Here is a 17165-nt window from a genome sequence, read left to right as displayed (position 1 = left end):
CGCAGGCAATCACGGCGCCTGTCAGCAGGGTGTCTCGTATCGCATCGGTGCCGTGCCGGTGATCGGCGTGATGCGTACGGTGGTCGCGCGGGCCTCGTCGGTGGCGATCCCGGCCGAGCCGGCAGCCCCGTACTTGTAGACGTAGGCGTGGTCGATGGAGTCGTGGATGGCGGGCTCGTCCTGCGGTGCGGCGCGCTGGAAGCGGACGGGGACGGTGCGCCCGTTGTAGCGGATCGTGCCCTGCCCGTGGGCTTGGGTGGCCTGGAACCAGCCGGAGACCGGTCCGCGCCAGGCGCGGACGAACACTCCGTTAAGGGTGACGACGAGGCCGACCTCGACAGTGCCCGGAGGTGATCCGTCGTCGGTGCGTGCGGCGAGGATGATCGAGAAGGCGGCGTCCAAGGCGGCGAGTTCCCGCGCGGTCCACTGCCTGGTGGGTGCCGTGGTCACGGCGTTGCAAGTCCGTCGATGGTGGAGCGTTCCTGCGGGGTCAGGGTGAGGTCGAGTGCGCCGAGGTTCTCCCGGAAGTGGTCCAGGCTCGTGGTGGCGGGGATGGGCAGGACGCCGGGGGCGATGCCGAGCAGCCAGGCGAGGCTCACCTGCGGGATCGTCGCACCGTGGGCCTCGGCGATCGGTGCCAGGACCTGCTGGAGGTGGGCGGGGCCGGTGGTGTCGATGGGGTCTCCGGGGGTGGTGAGGGAGATCGGCTGCCACGGGACGAACGCGGCACCGGAGGCGAGGGTCGCCTCCAGCAGGTCGTGGTTGGCGCGGGCGGCGACGCTGTAGTGGGCGGTTACGGCCGCGATCGAGGTGATCGCCTGCGCGGCCTTCAGCTGTTCGGCGGTGAGGTTGGACAGGCCGATGTGGCGGACGAGGCCCTGATCGCGCAGTTCGGCGAGCGTGCCGACCTGGTCCTCGAACGAGGCGTCGGTGGCCCAGGCACTGTGCAGGTAGTACAGGTCGATGTGCTCGATGCCGAGCCGCCGCGCGCTCAGGTGGACGGACTGGCGCAGGTAGTCGGGGTTGCCGACCGGGGTGACCTTCATCCCGGGGCCGGGACGGACGAACCCGCCCTTGGTCGCGATGACCACCCCGGGGGCGTAGGGGGCCAGCGCGTCATGGATGAGGGTTTCGTTGCTGTGCGGGCCGTAGACGTCGGCGGTGTCGATCAGGTTGACGCCCGCGTCCACGACGCCGCGGAGCAGTTCGATGGCGGCTTTCTCATCGGGGTAGGGGCCCCAATGGTCGGCGCCGAAGAGGCGCATCGCGCCGTAGCCGATGCGGGAGACAGGCAGGTCCCCGCCGAGCGGGAAGAGACGAGGAGAAGTGCTCTGAGGCATGGTCGGATTCCTCCTTGGAGAGGCGGGACGGCTGGCGGCCGGTTGTGCGCACCTGGTCCGGGAGGCCGCATCTGGCTGGGGCGGGCCGGAATCAGCCGCGAGGGGGCTCGGCCGAGGGCGTCGGTGTGTCCGCCGGGTCGGCGGCCGTGTGGGGCGCGGTGTGCCAGGAGCTGAGTATGCGCAGGGCGTGGTCTTCGGGGCTGCCGGGTTCGGCAGTGAGGACCATGAAGGTGACGTCGGGGTCGTTCGGGCTGGTCCAGGTGTCGCAGTCGAGGGTGAGGGGTCCGACCAGGGGATGGCGGTAGCGCTTGGGGCCGGAGGTGGCGTCCGTTACGATCCGCCCGTTCCACCACTGGCGGAACTCCGGACTGCGCACCGACAGCTCCCCCACCAATTCCGCCAAGCGCGGGTCGTCCGAGGTGGCGGCCGTCTCCATCCGCAGGGTCGCCGCGCTGATGCGTCCGGCGTCCTCCCAGTCGGTGAAGAGGCTGCGCATTGCCGGATCGAGGAAGATCAGCCTGAAGTAGTTGCGTTCGGCCGGCTTCAGCAAAGTGAAGTCCTGGTAGAGGGCCGCGGCGGCGGCGTTCCAGGCGAGGATGTCGCTGTAGCGGCCCAGCACCATGGCCGGGCAGTGGCCGAGGGCGTCGAGCATCCGCTGCACCGACGGCCGCACTCGCTGGACCGGGCGGCGGCGACGAGAGGTGGGTGCCTTGCCCGCCAGTTCGTACAGGTAGGCCCGCTGCGCGTCGTCGAGCCGGAGTGCTTTCACGAGGGAGGCCAGTACGGTCGCGGATGCCCGTACCCGCCCTTGCTCGATGCGGGTGTAGTAGTCGGTGCTCATCGTGGCCAGGCGGGCGACCTCGTCCCGCCGCAGTCCGGGAACGCGGCGCACGGTGCCGTCGTCGGCGAGACCGACCTGCGCGGGTGTCAGTTCGGACCGGCGTGCCTTGAGGAAGGCGCCGAGCTCGGAGCGGGGTGAACGCGTATCGGACATGCTAGTCACTATGCCCCGGACGGCGGCCGGTGAAGGGGGGCATAAATCTTCCCTGGCACGTTCGTGCCCCGGCAGGATCTTTCCCCTCCCGACTTGCGGGAACGGGGGGCACGGTGGGGGCATGCGAACCGATGTGACCTTCCCCAGCGCCGGGATCACCCTGGCCGCCCACCTGTACACGCCCGACGTCGCTACCGACGGCCCGCAGGCCGCGGTGGTGGTCGCCCACCCTGCCAGCGGTGTCAAGGAGCAGACCGCTGGCGCCTACGCCCAGCAGCTCGCCGACGCCGGTTTCATCGCGCTCGCCTTCGACGCCGCTTACCAGGGCGAGAGCGGCGGCACCCCGCGCGGCACCGAAGACCCCGCCCAGCGAGTCGAGGACATCAAGAACGCCGTCTCCTACCTCACCACCCGCCCGGAGATCGACTCCGATCGGATCGGCGCCCTGGGCATCTGCGCCTCCGGCGGCTACGTCATCCCCGCCGCGGCCACCGACCACCGCATCCGCGCCGTCGCGACCGCCAGCGCGGTCGACCTCGGCCTGAACTTCCGCGTCGGCCCGCACGGCAACCAGGACCCCACCGTCCTACAGTCGATGCTCGACGCGGCGGCCGCGGCCCGCACCGCCGAGGCGGCCGGCGAGCCCGCCTCCCCCCTGATCATCCGCGTCCAGGGACAGGACGCCCCCACCGACGGCGACCGCTACAGCTACGAGGGCTGGGAGTACTACTCCACCGACCGCGGCCGTCACCCCCGCCAGGCCGACGAGTTCACCTTCCCCAGCATCGACAAGATCGCGAACTTCGACGCCTTCCACCTGATCCACCTCATCGCCCCCCGCCCGCTGCTGATGGTCGCCGGCAACGAGGCCGCCACCGCCTGGATGTCCGAGGAAGCGATCAAGAAGGCGGCCGAGCCCAAACGGCTGCACTGGATCGAGGGCGCCAGCCACGTCGACCTCTACGACCACTACGTCCCGCAGGTCACCGCCGAACTCGTCCCCTTCTTCACCCAAAACCTCGCAGCCCACGCCCCCGCCGGGCTGGGTGTCTGACCCCACCGCCCGAGCGGGGATTGACGTTGTGGGCGGCTTGCGTAGTCGCGGAACCCGCCCGTTCATCACAGGAAGCGAGACGTCCATGACCTCTGTGGACTCCTACATCACGCTCGGCCGTTCCGGACTGCGGGTCAGCCCCCTCGGACTGGGCACCATGACGTTCGGCGACGACCACGGCTGGGGATCGAGCGTCGAGACCTCCGAAGCGATCCTGACCGACTACCTCGAGCGCGGCGGCAACCTGATCGACACCGCCAACAGCTACACCAACGGCCACTCCGAGAAGATCATCGGTGACTACTTCGCCGCGCGCCCCGGCCTGCGCGACCGCGTGGTGCTGAGCACGAAGTTCCTCACCAACTTGTTCCCCGGCGACCCCAACGGCGGCGGCGGCGGACGCAAGGGGATCATCGGCCAGCTGAATGAGTCCCTGCGGCGCCTGCAGACCGACTACGTCGACCTGTACTGGCTGCACGGCTGGGACCAGGGCGCCCCGATCGAGGAGACGATGAGCACGCTCAACGACCTCGTCACCGCCGGCAAGGTCCGCTACATCGCCCTGTCCGACGTTCCCGCGTGGGTCGCCACGCAGGCGCAGATGATCGCCGCGTTCCGAGGCTGGGCGCCGGTCACCGCGCTCCAGTTGGAGTATTCCTTGCTGGAGCGCACACCCGAGGGTGAGCTGCTGCCGATGGCGCAGGCCCTGGGCATGGGTGTGGTGCCGTGGAGCCCGCTGCGGGGCGGGAAGCTGACGGGCAAGTACACCCGCGACGGCGGCGTCGACGGCGACCGCGCCGCAGTGATGGCCGCGGTATTCGGCGAGCCCGGCGAACAGGAATGGCCGATCATCGACACCGTCGCCCAGATCGCCAAGGACCTCGGCGTCAGCTCCGCGGAGGTCGCCCTGGCCTGGGTACGGGGACGCCCCGGCATCTCCTCCACCCTCATCGGCGCCCGCACCATCGACCAACTGCACACCAACCTCGCCTCGCTCGACGTCACCCTGACGGCCGAGCAGCGCGCCACGCTGGACGAGGTGTCCACGCCGACGCTGAACTTCCCGGCCCGGTTCACCACCGGCATCAGCCCGGCGGTCGCCTTCGGCGGGATGACCGTCGACGGCACCACCTACCCGGGCATGAACCAGGGCGGCAAGTACTGAACCCATCGTCGCGAGGAACGCCGAACCAGCCCGGCGTCATCGCGTGATGTGACGACACGGTCACGGAAGGCGCGTCGAGAAGAGCGCCAGAACGGTACCGGAGAGGAAGCAAGAATGAAGAAGCGTGTTCTCGGCAACAGCGGTCTGGAAGTCTCCGCACTCGGGCTCGGGACCATGAACATGACCGGTCCCTACGGTCCGCCCCAGGAGCCACCGGAGATGGTCGCCCTGCTGCGGTCGGCGGTCGAGCGCGGTGTCACCTTCTTCGACACAGCGGAGGCTTACGGCCCCCTGGAGAACGAGAAGCTGCTCGGCGAAGCCTTCGAAGGCATTCGCGACGACGTGGTGATCGCCACGAAGTTCGGTTTCGACTTCGACCCGGAGTCCACGACGGGGCTCGGCGCCCTCAACAGCCGTCCCGAGCACATTCGCAAGGTCACCGACGAGATGCTCAAGCGACTGAGGACCGACCACATCGACCTCCTGTACCAGCACCGCGTTGACCCCGACGTCCCGATCGAGGACGTGGCGGGCACCGTCAAGGAGCTGATCGCCGAGGGCAAGGTCCGCCACTTCGGCCTCTCCGAGGCGAGCGTGCAGACCATCCGGCGCGCCCACGCCGTCCAGCCCCTCACCGCGGTGCAGAGCGAGTACTCGCTCTGGTACCGCGGGCCGGAGACCGACGTCCTGCCCACGCTTGAGGAACTGGGCATCGGGTTCGTGCCCTTCTCGCCACTGGGCGCGGGCTTCCTCACCGGCAAGATTGACCTCACGACGGAGCTGGACGCGTCCGACATCCGCAGCACCGTCCCCCGCTTCGCCGCCGAGTTCCGCGAGGCGAACCTGGCCCTGGTCGACCTGATCCGTGAGGTGGCCACCCGCAAGGACGCCACGCCGGCACAGATTGCGCTCGGGTGGCTGCTCGCCCAGAAGCCCTGGATCGTACCGATCCCGGGCACAACCAAGCTGTACCGCCTTGAGGAGAACCTGGGCGGCGCGGACGTCACCTTCACCGCCGACGAGCTGGCCGAGATCGACGCCGCGGCCTCGAAACTGCAGGGGGCCGGAGACCGTTTGCCGAAGGCACTCCTCGACCTCACCGGCAAGTGACGGCATCCACGCGACGAGCCGACGACCACACGCGCAGAACCCTTGTCTGACGGGTGATCGTCACCACGAGACCCACACCACCTGCCCGGCGAGCCGAGCCCGCGGCACCGTACGGCTCGTCACTCGCCGTGACCAGCATGTCGTGCGGCTACCGTCAGCCGAATGTACGGCAGTTGCTGCCCTGGCGATCCGCGCTCGCTGCACGGTGTGTGTCGTGGTCACGGCGTCGCGAGTCAGTCGATGGTGGCCCGTTCCTGCGGGAGGGTCATGTCGAGCGCGCCGAGGTTCTGACGCCCGCACGCGCGATGCATGCCGCGCAGCGGTGCGGGCGGCGCCGGTCATGGGAAGACAGCTGCGAGGAGGACCGCGTTGGCGAAGGGGACGGCTTCCACGAAGATGACGGCCAAGAAGGGCGCTTCCCGCGAACCCCGCCGTAGCGCGTAGCAGGCGCGGTGGGTGCAGCGTACGTCCGCGCGGCGCGCAAGCGGCAGGGCTCGCGGAGTGGCCCTCGTGTCAGCTGACCTGCTTCACCGCGTGTAGTGAGCCGGTGAGGGTGCCTTCCTGCTGTTCGTAGTGGGAAAGTGCCAGGCCGAGCGCTAGGAAGGTGGGTGCCCAATCGCTGACGAAGATCCCCCATCGGTCGGCTCGTTCGATGCCGGCGTGTTCAGCTTTGAGGCTGGTGAGCCAGGACGCGGCGCTGAGGCCGATGGATGTGATGCCGGCGAGGTAGGCGTGTTCGCTGCGGATGCCCATGTCGTGCATTGCTTTGATCACCGTAGAGCTCTCCGAGCTGTTGCTGTTGCCTCATGCACCCGTTACGGATTCATTTGGGATGACGTCCTTGGCTGCTCATGCCAGGGGCTGTCGTAGACCTAGCAGCGTTCGGGGTGTGGCGGAGCACGCTTCGCGGCGGCGAAGGCATTGGAGATCCGCACGGAAATCGCTTCGCCCACCGACCGGGACCGTCGCTTCGCTCTCGGGCCCGGCATGCTCGAAGATCCGAACGAAACAGCCTGGCCGAGCCAGTGACAGTGCGTCAGACATCGTCTACTGTCGCATTCCGCAACCGTCCGAAGCATGCGCTCACGGGCCCTTCGACACGATCGGGGTGATCACCATAGCCCCGACAGATGACCCTCCCGAAGGACACACGCTCTCGGGGGCGTCCGCGGGTTTCTGTACGGTCCCCGGCCCGCCCTACAGCCTCTCCGCCGCTGGTGACGAGGTCCTTGAGGTGACGCCTCTCGGGCGGACTTGGGCGGGCATGACGGTGGGGCAGGATCTTCTCACCCGAGGGGACCGGCAGTACGTCGCTTTCTACACGCCCGAGCGTGACCTGGTGGTCGCGGGCCGGAAGCTCGGGTCCCGGCTTCAGAGCACTACTGACTGGACCAGGCAGATCCTTGCGACGAGGCTCGGCTGGGACAGCCACAACTCCGTCGTCCTGGGTCTGGACCGAGACGGGGCCCTTCACGTGGCGGGCAACATGCACAATGTGCCGCTGGTGTACTTCCGATAGGACCCGGGCGGAGACGTCAGCACTCTGCGGCAGGTGACCGCCGTCAGCGATCCCGCCACCGAAGGCTCGATCACCTACCCACAGTTCCTCACTCGCGCCGACGGAAGCCTGATCTTCACCCACCGCGACGGCGGCTCAGGCGACGGCGCCACCTACTTCAACCTGTACGACGAGCGCACCGCCTCCTGGAGCCGTTTGATCGACTGGCCGTTGTTCGACGGCAACGGGTCGCAGGACAACCCCGGTGATACCTGGAGCGCCTACCCCGAGGGGCCGGTCCTTGGACCCGACGGGCTGTTCCATCTGCTCTGGGTCTGGCGGAACACACCCGACGCGGCCACCAACAGCATGCTCACCTACGCCCGGAGCGCTGACCTGGTGACGTGGGCGGACAGCCGTGGCAATCAGCTGGCCACACCCTTTACCTACGCCGCCGGCGATGTCGTCGATGCCGTACCTGACTACGGAGGGCTGCTCAACGGCAACGCTCGCGTCGGATTCGACGGCAGGGGCGCCGTTCTCATCACGTATCACAAGCACGACCAGGCTGGTAACTCTCAAATGTACGCTGCCCGGCCCAGGGGTACCGGGTGGGAGATCCGGCGTATCAGCGACTGGCGGGGGCGCTGGGAGTTCGGCGGCCACGGCACCATCGACTTCGAGATCGCGTTGCTCGGCTCGGAGATCCTGCCAAGCGGTGACGTCAAGGTGAACTACCTCGCCCACGGGCGGTCGTTCTCCATCATTGTGACCCCCGACCTTGTCCCTGTCACTCAGCGCCCAACCTCACCCCTCCCCAACCGGGTTACCGCCGTACGCGGCACGTTCGCCGACCTCAGGGTGAATGTGCGACGCGACAGCGGTGACGGCCCCGGCCCGATCGCCTCCTGCGGAACCTACCTCCTGCGCTGGGAGAGCCTGGGTTCCAACCGCGACAGACCACGGCACTCATGGCCCACGGACGGAACGGACCTCGAAGTCATCCTGCTCGGGCACAGGTCTGGCAGCTGAAGGACGCGTACGCCATGTCGTACGCATGGGCGACAGCCTGTGGCAGTCGAGGGGATTCCGCCCGCTCCCACGGTATGCACCCGTAATCCGCCTGCGAGACCTTGCTCGGGTCAAATCCGAATACGGTCCAGGCGTAAGCGAAGGCAGGCGCCGGAGCGTTGGCAGCGCACTGCCGCCCCTGCACTCGGAAGGCTCACCGCCTCCTCGGGCGGCCCGGCTGAGACCCGGCAGGACGGAGCTGAGCGCCATTCTTCAGCAGGGCGAAGCGGATGGTGGCGAGGCTGGTTCCTTCTCGGTCGGCGATAGCTTGCAGGGACAGGTGGTCGTGTTCGTACCAGGTGCGCCACTGGGGTACGCGGGTGGCTGTGTGCTGGGTGCGGTGAAAGCGGGGTGGGCTCCAGCCGACGGGGTGCTGGGACAGCAGGTAGGTGACGTGGGAGGTGGTGGTGCCCAGGGTGCGCGCGAGCTGGGCAACGGAGAAGTCGCTGCCGGGCACGGCCTGGTGGAGCCGGGCGGCGGTGATGCTGTCCGGGTCGGGCCCCGGGAGCACGAGATCGCTCAGTTCGGGGGTGGGTAGCTGGGGCGCCCACCGGACGGGTTCGTTGATGCCGTACTCGTCCAGGAGTGCCTGTGCGGTGCGGGTGAGCAGGTCGGCCTCGGCGGGCAGGATCCGCCAGCGGAAACGCTGGTAGTGCTGGCGTTGGGCGGGGGTGGCGGGCGCGATGTCCGGGTGCGCGAGGTGCGGGGGTGATCCGCTCAGGGCGTGGAAGAGCCAGCGTTGGGCGTGGACGGCATCGGCACCGGGGTTCGAGCGCAGCCACCGCTGAAGACCCCGCCACTTCTGCGGGTCGATGAAACGGGAGCGGGTGGTGAACAGGGCGCGCCGCCGTGCGTAGTCGATTTGGGCGCCGTGGGTATCGAGATGGTCGGCGAGCAGGACGAGTGCGCGCAGGACGTCGGCGCCGTGCGGGTGGCGGGTGAGGGTGGCGAGGAACGTGGACACGTTGTGGCTGCTGACGGCGGTGCCGGTCAGGCGGACCGCGGCGCGGATCGGGGTGGTGTTGCCGGCCAGGAGGCAGGCGACGGCGAGGAGTTCGTCGGCGCGTTGGGCGGCGGGCCTGCCGCTGGCGTGCCGTGGCGTGAGCCGCAGCGTCCACTCTGGCCACAGGCCGGCCGGCAACAAGCGGGCTCTGGCGTTGTGGTCGGCCGGGGGCCGGACGGAGTCGACGTCGGTACGGTGACGTAGGCGTGCCACCGGCATCAGCTTGGTCTCCCTGCTGCACCGCAGGGCGGCTTCAAGCGCGGGCGAGATCGTCCCGCCGAGGGCTACGACGTTGCTGGGGTACAGCGGCTTGCCGGAGGCGGCCATCCGGTCGGTCAGCCACTGCGCCGCCCGGGCCGCGGAGCGGATGTTCTCGGCGCGCAGGATACGGAACGCCGCGGTGACCGCCACGGCTGTCGCGGCGGCGTCGCCGGGAGCGACATGGCTGTGCAGGTCACCGTGGCGGGTGTCCGGTGAGCGTTGGGAGCCGGCGGGCAGCGGGTCGGCGCGGTAGCGCTCCAAGCGGTCCAGGACATCGGGCGGTGCGAGCGGACCCAAGTCGTCGGGGGCCGCGTGGTTGAGGACGAGTGCTCCCAGGCTCTTCGTATCGCCCAGGACCACGTTCAACGGCGCGCCGCCGGGCCCGTACAGCCGCCAGCGCACCGGACGGCCCGGCGTGGTGAGGGCGGTGTCGATGAGGTGTTGGGCCTCGGCCAGGGGCCCGTCGGCCGGGATCGCGGTGGCCGGGGTGTCGGTGAGGGGGTGGTGACAGCGAGGGGGCCGGGGTCCACCATCCGGGGCGGCGCTGGAGCACCGTCCCGGACGGGGTGTGTCCCGTCGGGGGTGCGAGCGCATGCGGGGGATGCGGTGGCAGGCCGGGCAGCGGTCGGCCAGCAGTACATGGTGGCGGGTGCAGGCGAAGGACCAGCTCAGACGCCATGCCACCGGCCAGCGTCCGCCGCTGTCGGCCAGGCATAAGGGGCAGAACCGGGATCCGGCCCGTCCCCACAGCACCCGCCGGTTCACCCGTCGGTGCCGGGGCAGGACGTCCACCGCGTGCCCGTCGAAGGGCTGCAGGGTCATCCCGGTGAGCACGCTGTCGGCGATCCCGGTGACCTCGGTGATGGCCGCGAGCTCGTCCTGCGTGAGGCGGATGGTCCAGGCGGGCAGGACCAGTGCGGCCATGGCCGTCTCCCGGTTGGGGAGACCGAGCGCGCTGAGCACGTCGGTGAACGGGCAGGTCAGACGGGCTGCGGTGAACTCCAGCCAGGAGTCCAGGGCCTCACCGGGTTCCGGTGCGCACCGGATCGGCAAGCTCCGCCGTCCGGTGGTCATCCGGCAGCCCGCGCCGTGCGCGGACGGCTGGTGGCCCTCCCCGCCTGAAGCGCGTGTTCGAGTTCACGGCGGGCCTGTTCGGCGGCCTCGTCGTTCCTGACGCGGTCGAGGAGATCACGGGTGAGGCGCTCGGTGCCGGTGCGCTGGGCCCGCTGGCAGCCGCGGTTGACCAGGGTCATCAGGGAGCCGATGTGCCCGGTGGAGCGGGCGAAGAGGTAATCGGACAACTCGTCGGCGAGCATGCCGGGATGCGTGTCGGCCAGGACGATGCGCTGTTCCACGGCCAGCAGCAGCTGGCGCCAGTGGCGGCGGCCCTGGTCGGTGTCGATGGTGAAGGGCGGCATGTCCAGACGGGTGGTGCGCCGGCCGGTCTGCGCCACAACGGTGTCGCCGCCCGCCTCTCCCTCGCTGAACAGGCCCTTGTCCACGAGTCCCACGCCGACCTTGAGGAGGGTGACGGGGAACTCGTTGGCGATCCACTTCAGATGGTTGCTGACCTCGATGCCGCTGGTCTTGCGCCACTTCAGGAAGTGCAGGTCGTCCAGGACCAGCAGACGTACCTCGCAGGACACCACGCAGTCCAGGGCCTGCAGACCGAGCTGGGCGGCCGTGGAGTTCTGCCGTCCGGGGTGGCCGAAGAACTCCAGCATCGCCCGGTTGAGGTCCTTCATGCCGGTGTTGCCAGTCAGTCCCACCCGGCACACCGGCCACCGCTCATGCCCCTGCGCCGTGAACGCCCCGAACTCGGCGATCTCGCGGCGGTGGAACTCACGGGCGAAGGCGAGCACCGCCGTGGTCTTGCCCAGCCCCGGGAACGCGTCGACGGCCACAGCCCCCTTTGCCTTGTCGCCGTCCTGGAGATTGCTGTCCACGATGTCCCACAAGTCCCTCGTGCAGCGAAGCCAGTTGAGGAGTACGGATCGGACCCAGATTGGCGTGCCACTCCCGGCGCGCACGGTCGTAGGCGCTTCGCGCCGCCGTATCCAGGGCTCCCATCTCGCTGCGGTTGAGCGTTCCGGGCTGGATGCGCCGCGGTGCGTCGGCGAACGCCTGGAAGTCCTCCTTCCGCGACAGAGCCAGATTCCCCGGATCCGGCCGGCTCGCCGGGGCACTCACACGTCCTCCAGAGCGTCGGCGTAGAAGTCGTCCTCGTCGACGGGCCCGAGGTCGGCCTCGTCGTCATCACCCGCCTCGGCGGCCGGCTGAGCGACTGGAGGTTCAGCCGGCCGCAGGTCCTCGCCCAGCGCCCGGCGGACGGACGGGGAGCCGGCCTCCGACTCCCCGGTGCGGGGCAGTTCGAGTGCGGCCTGTTCGCGGGACAGACGCAGGGCCATGCGCCGTTCGGCGAGCGTGGTGCCCAGCCCCAGATTCCAGCGCTCCAGCAGGTCGGCAACAGCCAGCCGGTCGTCGGGATACCGGTACTTTGCGGCGGCCAGCCTCCGGGCGAAGACCAGGGCGTCCTCACTCAACGGCATTCCCGCCACCGGTGCATGCTCCCACGTCAGGGTGTGCCAGGCTCGAGCGTCCGGATCACGGAAGTAGATCCGGGTGATGTCGTCGGGGTCCACCTGGAACGGCCAGCCATTCTTGACCGGGCCGTCGTACGGACTCCGGATACCACTCAGGCCCTTCAGGCCGGGGCCGCTGTAGCGGCGGCGGCCGATCTCGACGCCGTAGTGCTGGATCGTGCGCCACTTCGTGGCGAGGAACTCAAAGGCCAGGTCCTTGTCCCGCGGGACTTCAATCCAGCCAGCCCGGGCCAGCCCGTGCTCGAACATCTTCGCTGGTGACATCCGCAGTCCCGGCACCCCCGGATCGACCAGACTCGCGTGCGGCCTGCAGTGATAGACCACCGCCGTCCACTCTTGGATCATCGCCTCCAACTCGTCCAGGAAGAAGAAAGCGTCCTCCTCTGGAGCCTCGCCCCGAGAGTGGATGTCCGGCCCCTTGTAACCGGGAAGCGCCTCAAGCAGCCCTTCCCGCAAGGTCCGGAAATACCGCTCCACCGGTCCCTTGTCCCGGCCCGTCCGCAGCCTCGCAGGCTGGATCGATATTCCCATCCGGCGGCAGACGCTCGTCAGATGCTCCGAGACGTAGACCTTGCCGTGATCGACAATCAGTGTCTCGGGCACCAGCGGTGGCGAGGCCAGCCCGGGACCGACGGCACCCTCGACGTCGACCAGGACCGTGCGCGGAATGCCATGCTCGGGCCAGACCGCACCGCGCGGCCAGTCCCGCCCCGCAGGCCGCGGCCTGAACGACTGGAACAGCACCACGCTGACATCTACCGCCTTCGTCGACACCGGCGTCAGCCGGATCCCCGTGATGCAGCGGGTGTACCAGTCCATCGCAACCGTCAGCTCGGCCTGCACCCACTTCAACGTCAGCGGATCGAACGCAAACACGTCCAACCGCGTGGTGTCCATCAGCAGATACTCACCCGGCCGTGTCGGCCGCAGCTTCCCGTACGGACCCTCCGGACGATCCGCGATATCCCGGTTCCGCTTCGTACTCAGCCGGAACAGCGGATGCCTCCGCTCCAGGCCCTCCAGCACCCGAAACGCCGTCGCCCTGCTCGGCTGCGGCACCGCATCCGGACCGAACCGGGCAACCACCCGGGCCCGCGTCCGCTCAATCACCAGCGTCCGCGACGGCTTCGACTGACCGGTGTGCTCGACCATCACCTCCAACGCGGTCTCCACCCACCGGTCATCGACCGACGGCTGCGTCGGCCCGACCAAGCCGCGCTTCGAGACAAGCCCGGCCTCACCATCACGCCGAAAATCCGCGACCCACTGCTTGACCGAGCGGACCGACACCTCAAGTTCCCGAGCCTTCGCTGCGTACTTGGCCTCGGCCGACTCACCGGGCCCGTACTCGGTGCGAGGTTCTCCTGCGCGTGCGAGTTCCGCACTGCCCGAGCGGTAGCCCGTCAGGACCTCGCGGACATGTTGCGCTCGCTCCAGGACTTTCCGTCGCTCGTCATCACGCAGTTGGCTCAGGACAACTGAAGCGATCTCCCCAGCATCGTCTGCTGACGGACCGGCCTGGTCAGGAATGATCTCGGCACGGTCAGAAAACAACAGCCCCTTCAGGGACAGACGCCGTACGCAGCCGTGCCCGTCCTTGAGGACCACCTCGTTTCCCACGGTCGTCGCCGCCAACTCGACCACTTCGACGCTCTCTCCGTCGTAGCGGAATCGCGTACCGACGCCGACGCGAGCCCCGGCCCTGCTCATGCTGGCTGTCGCAGTGTGCGCGAGGGGCCGAGTGGCTGGTCGAGATCGGTAACAAGACTCTGCTTCCAGAGCAAATGATGGATGGCTGAACGGACTTGGGGTTCCGGTCGGCCAGGCAGACAGGCCACGGCCCGTCCCAAGGGCACTCCATCGAGATCAATTCCACGAAGCTCTTCCAGCAGTGCGCCGCTGAAAAGCCAGTCCCTGCGGTAGCCCGCCAGGAATCGGACATTCTCCAGCTCCACCGTCGGAGGCTCGCTCCAGACCTCATAGTTCCATCCACGCGCCTCCACCGCCTGCCGGGTCCAATCGAAGGTGAACGCGACCTCGGGCCTGGACACACGGTGCAGTGGCTTGACGTCTACGATGACCGGCACCTGGTCGGTGAGCAGGAGGTAGTCCGGGATGTGCTTGCGGATCTTCCCCTCCAGCACGGTCTCAAGGAGGAAGGGCTGAGCCACGATGCCGTGGACGCTGCGATCGAAGTCCGCGAAGAGCAATCGGGCCAGCTCCAGGCGGGATTCGTAGATTACGTGGTCGCGCACGGTCGCCGACCAGTAGGTACCCGAGTAGTGCTTCTGCCCTCGGTACCAGCGAAATTCCCGCCACGGCGCCGCGGAGGCCAACAGATCCCTGGAAACGACCAGCCAGGCATATTCCTCGGCCTCGTCGCCATCGCGGCGGCGCACTCTGACCACAACGTCCGCAGCAAGGCCCACGACGCACCCCCACCCAGACCGTGGTCCATAGGACCAGATTGCCCGCCGTCGAGAGCGGACGCCTGAGCTTGGAGCCAAGTAGCCCGAAAGAGTGAACGCGCCGGCCTGCTTGTCTCACGGCCGCTTCATAAGTGCAGTCGATATGAAGCGGGCGGTGAGATTATGAAGTGGGATTTGAGATCCCACAGCTGCTTTTGCTCGGGGCAGCCACGGAGGTCACGCATGCCTCGAACCATCTGGAACGGTGCGATCAGCTTCGGCCTGGTCACAGTTCCCATTCACGTGCTGGGCGCCACGGAGAACCACAGCATCCAGTTCCACCAGTACCACCTGCAGGACGGCGGTTCTCTGGGGGTGTGAGGTGTTCGCCCGATTGTCGTTCTGGTATCAGTGCAGCTCAGAGCTGTTGCTCGGAACTCTATCTAGGGCAACAGCTGTGGCAGCATTGCTGAATCGGGTGAAGCAGTGGGCTCAGAGTCCACTCGGGCGCATCACAGAGCACCGACGTTGGGTGCTTCCGAGTAGTGACGGAACGGTCGGCATCGTGATGCGCCTGGGGCCGACACGGTCAGAGGCACAAACCCCTCCGCGTTGCGGCAGCCAAGGCGAGCTTGGCTGAACAGGCACGTTGGCAGGCCAAAACGATCCACCGGCGCTGCCCGTCGGCGGCTAACGTGTCCAGCGCCCGATCAATTCGCCGAATCGGAGAAGGTGTTGACTGAACGGCCGAACGGACATCGCCCCACACTCGAGGACGTGGCGCGCCGGGCAGGGGTATCGAAGTCCACCGTGTCGCGGGTGATCAACAGTGAGCCGAAGGTGCGAGCGGAAGTCGCCCAACGCATCCGCAAGGCCATCGCCGAACTCGGCTACGTGCCGAACCAGGCCGCCCGAAGCCTGGTCACAGACGCAACAACGCCGTCGCCGTGGTCGTCACCGAGCCGCAGAACCGCCTCTTCGTGGACCCCTACTTCGACTGCCTTCTCCGCGGCAACCGGCAGGAACTCGTCCAGCAAGGAGCACAGCCAGTGTTGCTGTTCATCGAGGAGCCGGACGACTACCCCCGTGTCGGCAACTTCCTGGGCGGCGGCCACGTCGACGGCGCGCTGTTGTTCTCCCTGCGGGCCGACGACCCCTTGCCCGCCATGGTCGAGCAGATGGGCCTTCCCGCCATCTTCGGCGGACGGCCGGTCACCAGCTCCGGACACCGCAGCCACAGCTACACATACGTCGACGCCGACAACCGCGGCGGAGCCAGGGAAGCCGTCCGGTATCTCGTCTCGCAGGGCCATCGGCATATCGCGACCATTACCGGGCCGCTCAACCAGGCCTCGGCGATCGACCGCCTCGACGGCTACCGCGACGTACTCCTGGACAGCCCACCGCAGTTGATCGCCGAAGGAGACTTCACGCTGCAGGGCGGCGCCGCAGCCATGGCCCAGCTCCTCGACCGGTGCCCAGATCTGGACGCGGTCTTCATAGCCTCGGACCTGATGGCATCCGGCGCCCTGAAAGTGCTGCGGGAGCGGGGACGCAGTGTGCCGGAGGATGTGGCTGTCGTCGGCTTCGACGACCTGAAACCCATAGCCGAGGCAACAGATCCGCCGCTAACCACGGTCCACCAGGACATCGTGGGCATGGGGCGCCTGATGGCCCAACTGCTGTTCAGTCGGACACCTGAGCGGCCTGCGCCGGGAGATGCCGGTCACCCGCTGTCCTCCGTTGTCACCCCCACGCGTTTGGTCGTACGGGAATCCGCCTGACCGGGCCTGTTGGTCCTCGTACGTCCCGAAATCCGGTCGACAGGCGGACGCGCGACGCACTGGGATGGCCCTGACCGCCTGCCGCATGGAGCGGGCCGACCACAGGAGCTGCTCTTGGCAACCGCAGGAACCACGGACGCCCGCCCGGAGATCGATGCCGCACTGGCCAGGCGCCTGATCGACACCCAGTTCCCCCAGTGGGCGGGGCTGCCCCTGGAACTTCTCGACCCGGCCGGCTCCGACCATGTGATCTACCGGCTGGGCGAGGAATTGTCCGTACGGCTGCCCCGCCATGCCGGGGCCATCGGGCAGGCCAGGAAGGAGTTCGAGTGGTTGCCCCGGCTCGCCCCGCACCTGCCCCTGGCCATCCCAGTGCCGGTGGGTGTGGGGGAGCCCAACTTCGGTTATCCGTGGCCGTGGGCGGTGTCCCGCTGGCTGGACGGCGAGGTGGCGACGGTCGAGGGACTGGCCGACTCCTCCGAGGCCGCCATTGAACTGGCGCAGTTCCTGGCTGCCCTGCAGCGGTTCATGCCCGAGGACATCCCCGCCGAGACCATCCGCGACGACCTCACCGGCCGACCGTTGTCCGACCGGGACAGCGTGACGCGACTTGCCATCGCCCAGGTCGACGGCGTGTTCGACGCCGCAGCGATGACCGAGCTGTGGGATGCGGCGCTGAGCGCACCCGGATGGGATCGCTCTCCGGTCTGGTTTCACGGCGACTTCCACACCGGCAACCTCCCGACGAGAGGATCAGCTCGTCCAGGTCTTGATCTGAGCGGCGACCTCCCGCACCGGGAGCCCGTCCCGGGCGGCGCGGGCCAGCGGGAGAACGGTGTCCAAGCCAGGGCTCACTGGCATCCCGCACGCCGAC

The 17165-nt window shown here is 68.5% G+C and carries 11 protein-coding genes and 4 pseudogenes; 7 read left to right on the top strand and 8 right to left on the bottom strand.

Annotation, left to right across the window (positions count from 1 at the left end):
* Window positions 1–21: 21 nt before the first annotated feature.
* The 3 genes from ACFRAC_RS24730 to ACFRAC_RS24720 all read right to left on the bottom strand — a co-directional run bounded on the left by ACFRAC_RS24730 (window position 22) and on the right by ACFRAC_RS24720 (window position 2334).
* Window positions 22–450 (bottom strand): DUF2255 family protein, encoded by a 429-nt coding sequence (locus tag ACFRAC_RS24730; RefSeq protein WP_382927533.1) that lies wholly within the window; start codon window positions 448–450, stop codon window positions 22–24.
* Complete coding sequence (locus tag ACFRAC_RS24725; protein ID WP_382927530.1) at window positions 447–1340, bottom strand: aldo/keto reductase; 894 nt, start codon at window positions 1338–1340, stop codon at window positions 447–449. The genes ACFRAC_RS24730 and ACFRAC_RS24725 overlap by 4 nt, the downstream gene beginning before the upstream one ends.
* A 91-nt stretch (window positions 1341–1431) precedes the next feature.
* Window positions 1432–2334 carry a helix-turn-helix transcriptional regulator gene (locus ACFRAC_RS24720; protein ID WP_382927527.1) on the bottom strand — a complete coding sequence of 301 codons (903 nt, stop codon included), beginning with the start codon at window positions 2332–2334 and terminating at the stop codon, window positions 1432–1434.
* Window positions 2335–2455: 121 nt separating this feature from the next.
* Here ACFRAC_RS24720 and ACFRAC_RS24715 point away from each other — a divergent pair, with 121 nt between their 5' ends.
* The 3 genes from ACFRAC_RS24715 (at window position 2456) to ACFRAC_RS24705 (ending at window position 5663) form a co-directional block, all read left to right on the top strand.
* Window positions 2456–3388 carry an alpha/beta hydrolase gene (locus ACFRAC_RS24715; RefSeq protein ID WP_382927525.1) on the top strand — a complete coding sequence of 311 codons (933 nt, stop codon included), beginning with the start codon at window positions 2456–2458 and terminating at the stop codon, window positions 3386–3388.
* Between the two features lie 85 nt (window positions 3389–3473).
* On the top strand, window positions 3474–4553 hold the full coding sequence (locus tag ACFRAC_RS24710) for an aldo/keto reductase (protein WP_382927522.1): 1080 nt from the start codon (window positions 3474–3476) through the stop codon (window positions 4551–4553).
* Between the two features lie 114 nt (window positions 4554–4667).
* The gene (locus ACFRAC_RS24705; RefSeq protein ID WP_382927518.1) at window positions 4668–5663 is read left to right on the top strand and encodes an aldo/keto reductase; all 996 of its coding nucleotides are present in this window, start codon (window positions 4668–4670) and stop codon (window positions 5661–5663) included.
* Between the two features lie 513 nt (window positions 5664–6176).
* On the opposite strand, the gene ACFRAC_RS24700 is transcribed toward ACFRAC_RS24705, so the two are convergent.
* Window positions 6177–6437 carry a hypothetical protein gene (locus ACFRAC_RS24700; RefSeq protein WP_382927515.1) on the bottom strand — a complete coding sequence of 87 codons (261 nt, stop codon included), beginning with the start codon at window positions 6435–6437 and terminating at the stop codon, window positions 6177–6179.
* On the opposite strand from ACFRAC_RS24700, the pseudogene ACFRAC_RS24695 reads away from it, so the two are divergent.
* Window positions 6409–8193: pseudogene (locus ACFRAC_RS24695) on the top strand (BNR repeat-containing protein). The gene ACFRAC_RS24700 and the pseudogene ACFRAC_RS24695 sit on opposite strands and share 29 nt — an antisense overlap.
* Before the next feature lie 193 nt (window positions 8194–8386).
* Here the strand turns inward: ACFRAC_RS24695 and ACFRAC_RS24690 are convergent.
* From ACFRAC_RS24690 to ACFRAC_RS24675, 4 genes are all read right to left on the bottom strand, one after another.
* Complete coding sequence (locus ACFRAC_RS24690) at window positions 8387–10549, bottom strand: TniQ family protein (RefSeq protein ID WP_382927513.1); 2163 nt, start codon at window positions 10547–10549, stop codon at window positions 8387–8389.
* 17 nt (window positions 10550–10566) lie between these two features.
* Window positions 10567–11442 (bottom strand): AAA family ATPase, encoded by an 876-nt coding sequence (locus ACFRAC_RS24685; RefSeq protein ID WP_382927510.1) that lies wholly within the window; start codon window positions 11440–11442, stop codon window positions 10567–10569.
* Window positions 11443–11682: 240 nt separating this feature from the next.
* Window positions 11683–13809 carry a transposase gene (locus ACFRAC_RS24680; RefSeq protein WP_382927509.1) on the bottom strand — a complete coding sequence of 709 codons (2127 nt, stop codon included), beginning with the start codon at window positions 13807–13809 and terminating at the stop codon, window positions 11683–11685.
* Entirely contained in the window at window positions 13806–14528 is a 723-nt protein-coding gene (locus tag ACFRAC_RS24675) for a TnsA-like heteromeric transposase endonuclease subunit (protein WP_382927506.1), read from the bottom strand. Before ACFRAC_RS24675 ends, ACFRAC_RS24680 begins: the two co-directional genes overlap by 4 nt.
* A 222-nt stretch (window positions 14529–14750) precedes the next feature.
* Between ACFRAC_RS24675 and ACFRAC_RS24670 the strand changes: the two are divergent.
* The 3 pseudogenes from ACFRAC_RS24670 to ACFRAC_RS24660 form a co-directional block, all read left to right on the top strand.
* Window positions 14751–14879, top strand: a pseudogene (locus tag ACFRAC_RS24670) (Ku protein); the annotation flags it as partial.
* 363 nt (window positions 14880–15242) lie between these two features.
* Window positions 15243–16291: pseudogene (locus ACFRAC_RS24665) on the top strand (LacI family DNA-binding transcriptional regulator).
* A gap of 114 nt (window positions 16292–16405) precedes the next feature.
* Window positions 16406–17038, top strand: a pseudogene (locus ACFRAC_RS24660) (aminoglycoside phosphotransferase family protein); the annotation flags it as partial.
* Between the last annotated feature and the right edge of the window lie 127 nt (window positions 17039–17165).

Source organism: Streptomyces sp. NPDC056628 (assembly GCF_042792555.1).
Lineage (GTDB): Bacteria > Actinomycetota > Actinomycetes > Streptomycetales > Streptomycetaceae > Streptomyces.
This window is presented reverse-complemented; position numbering and strand designations above follow the sequence as displayed.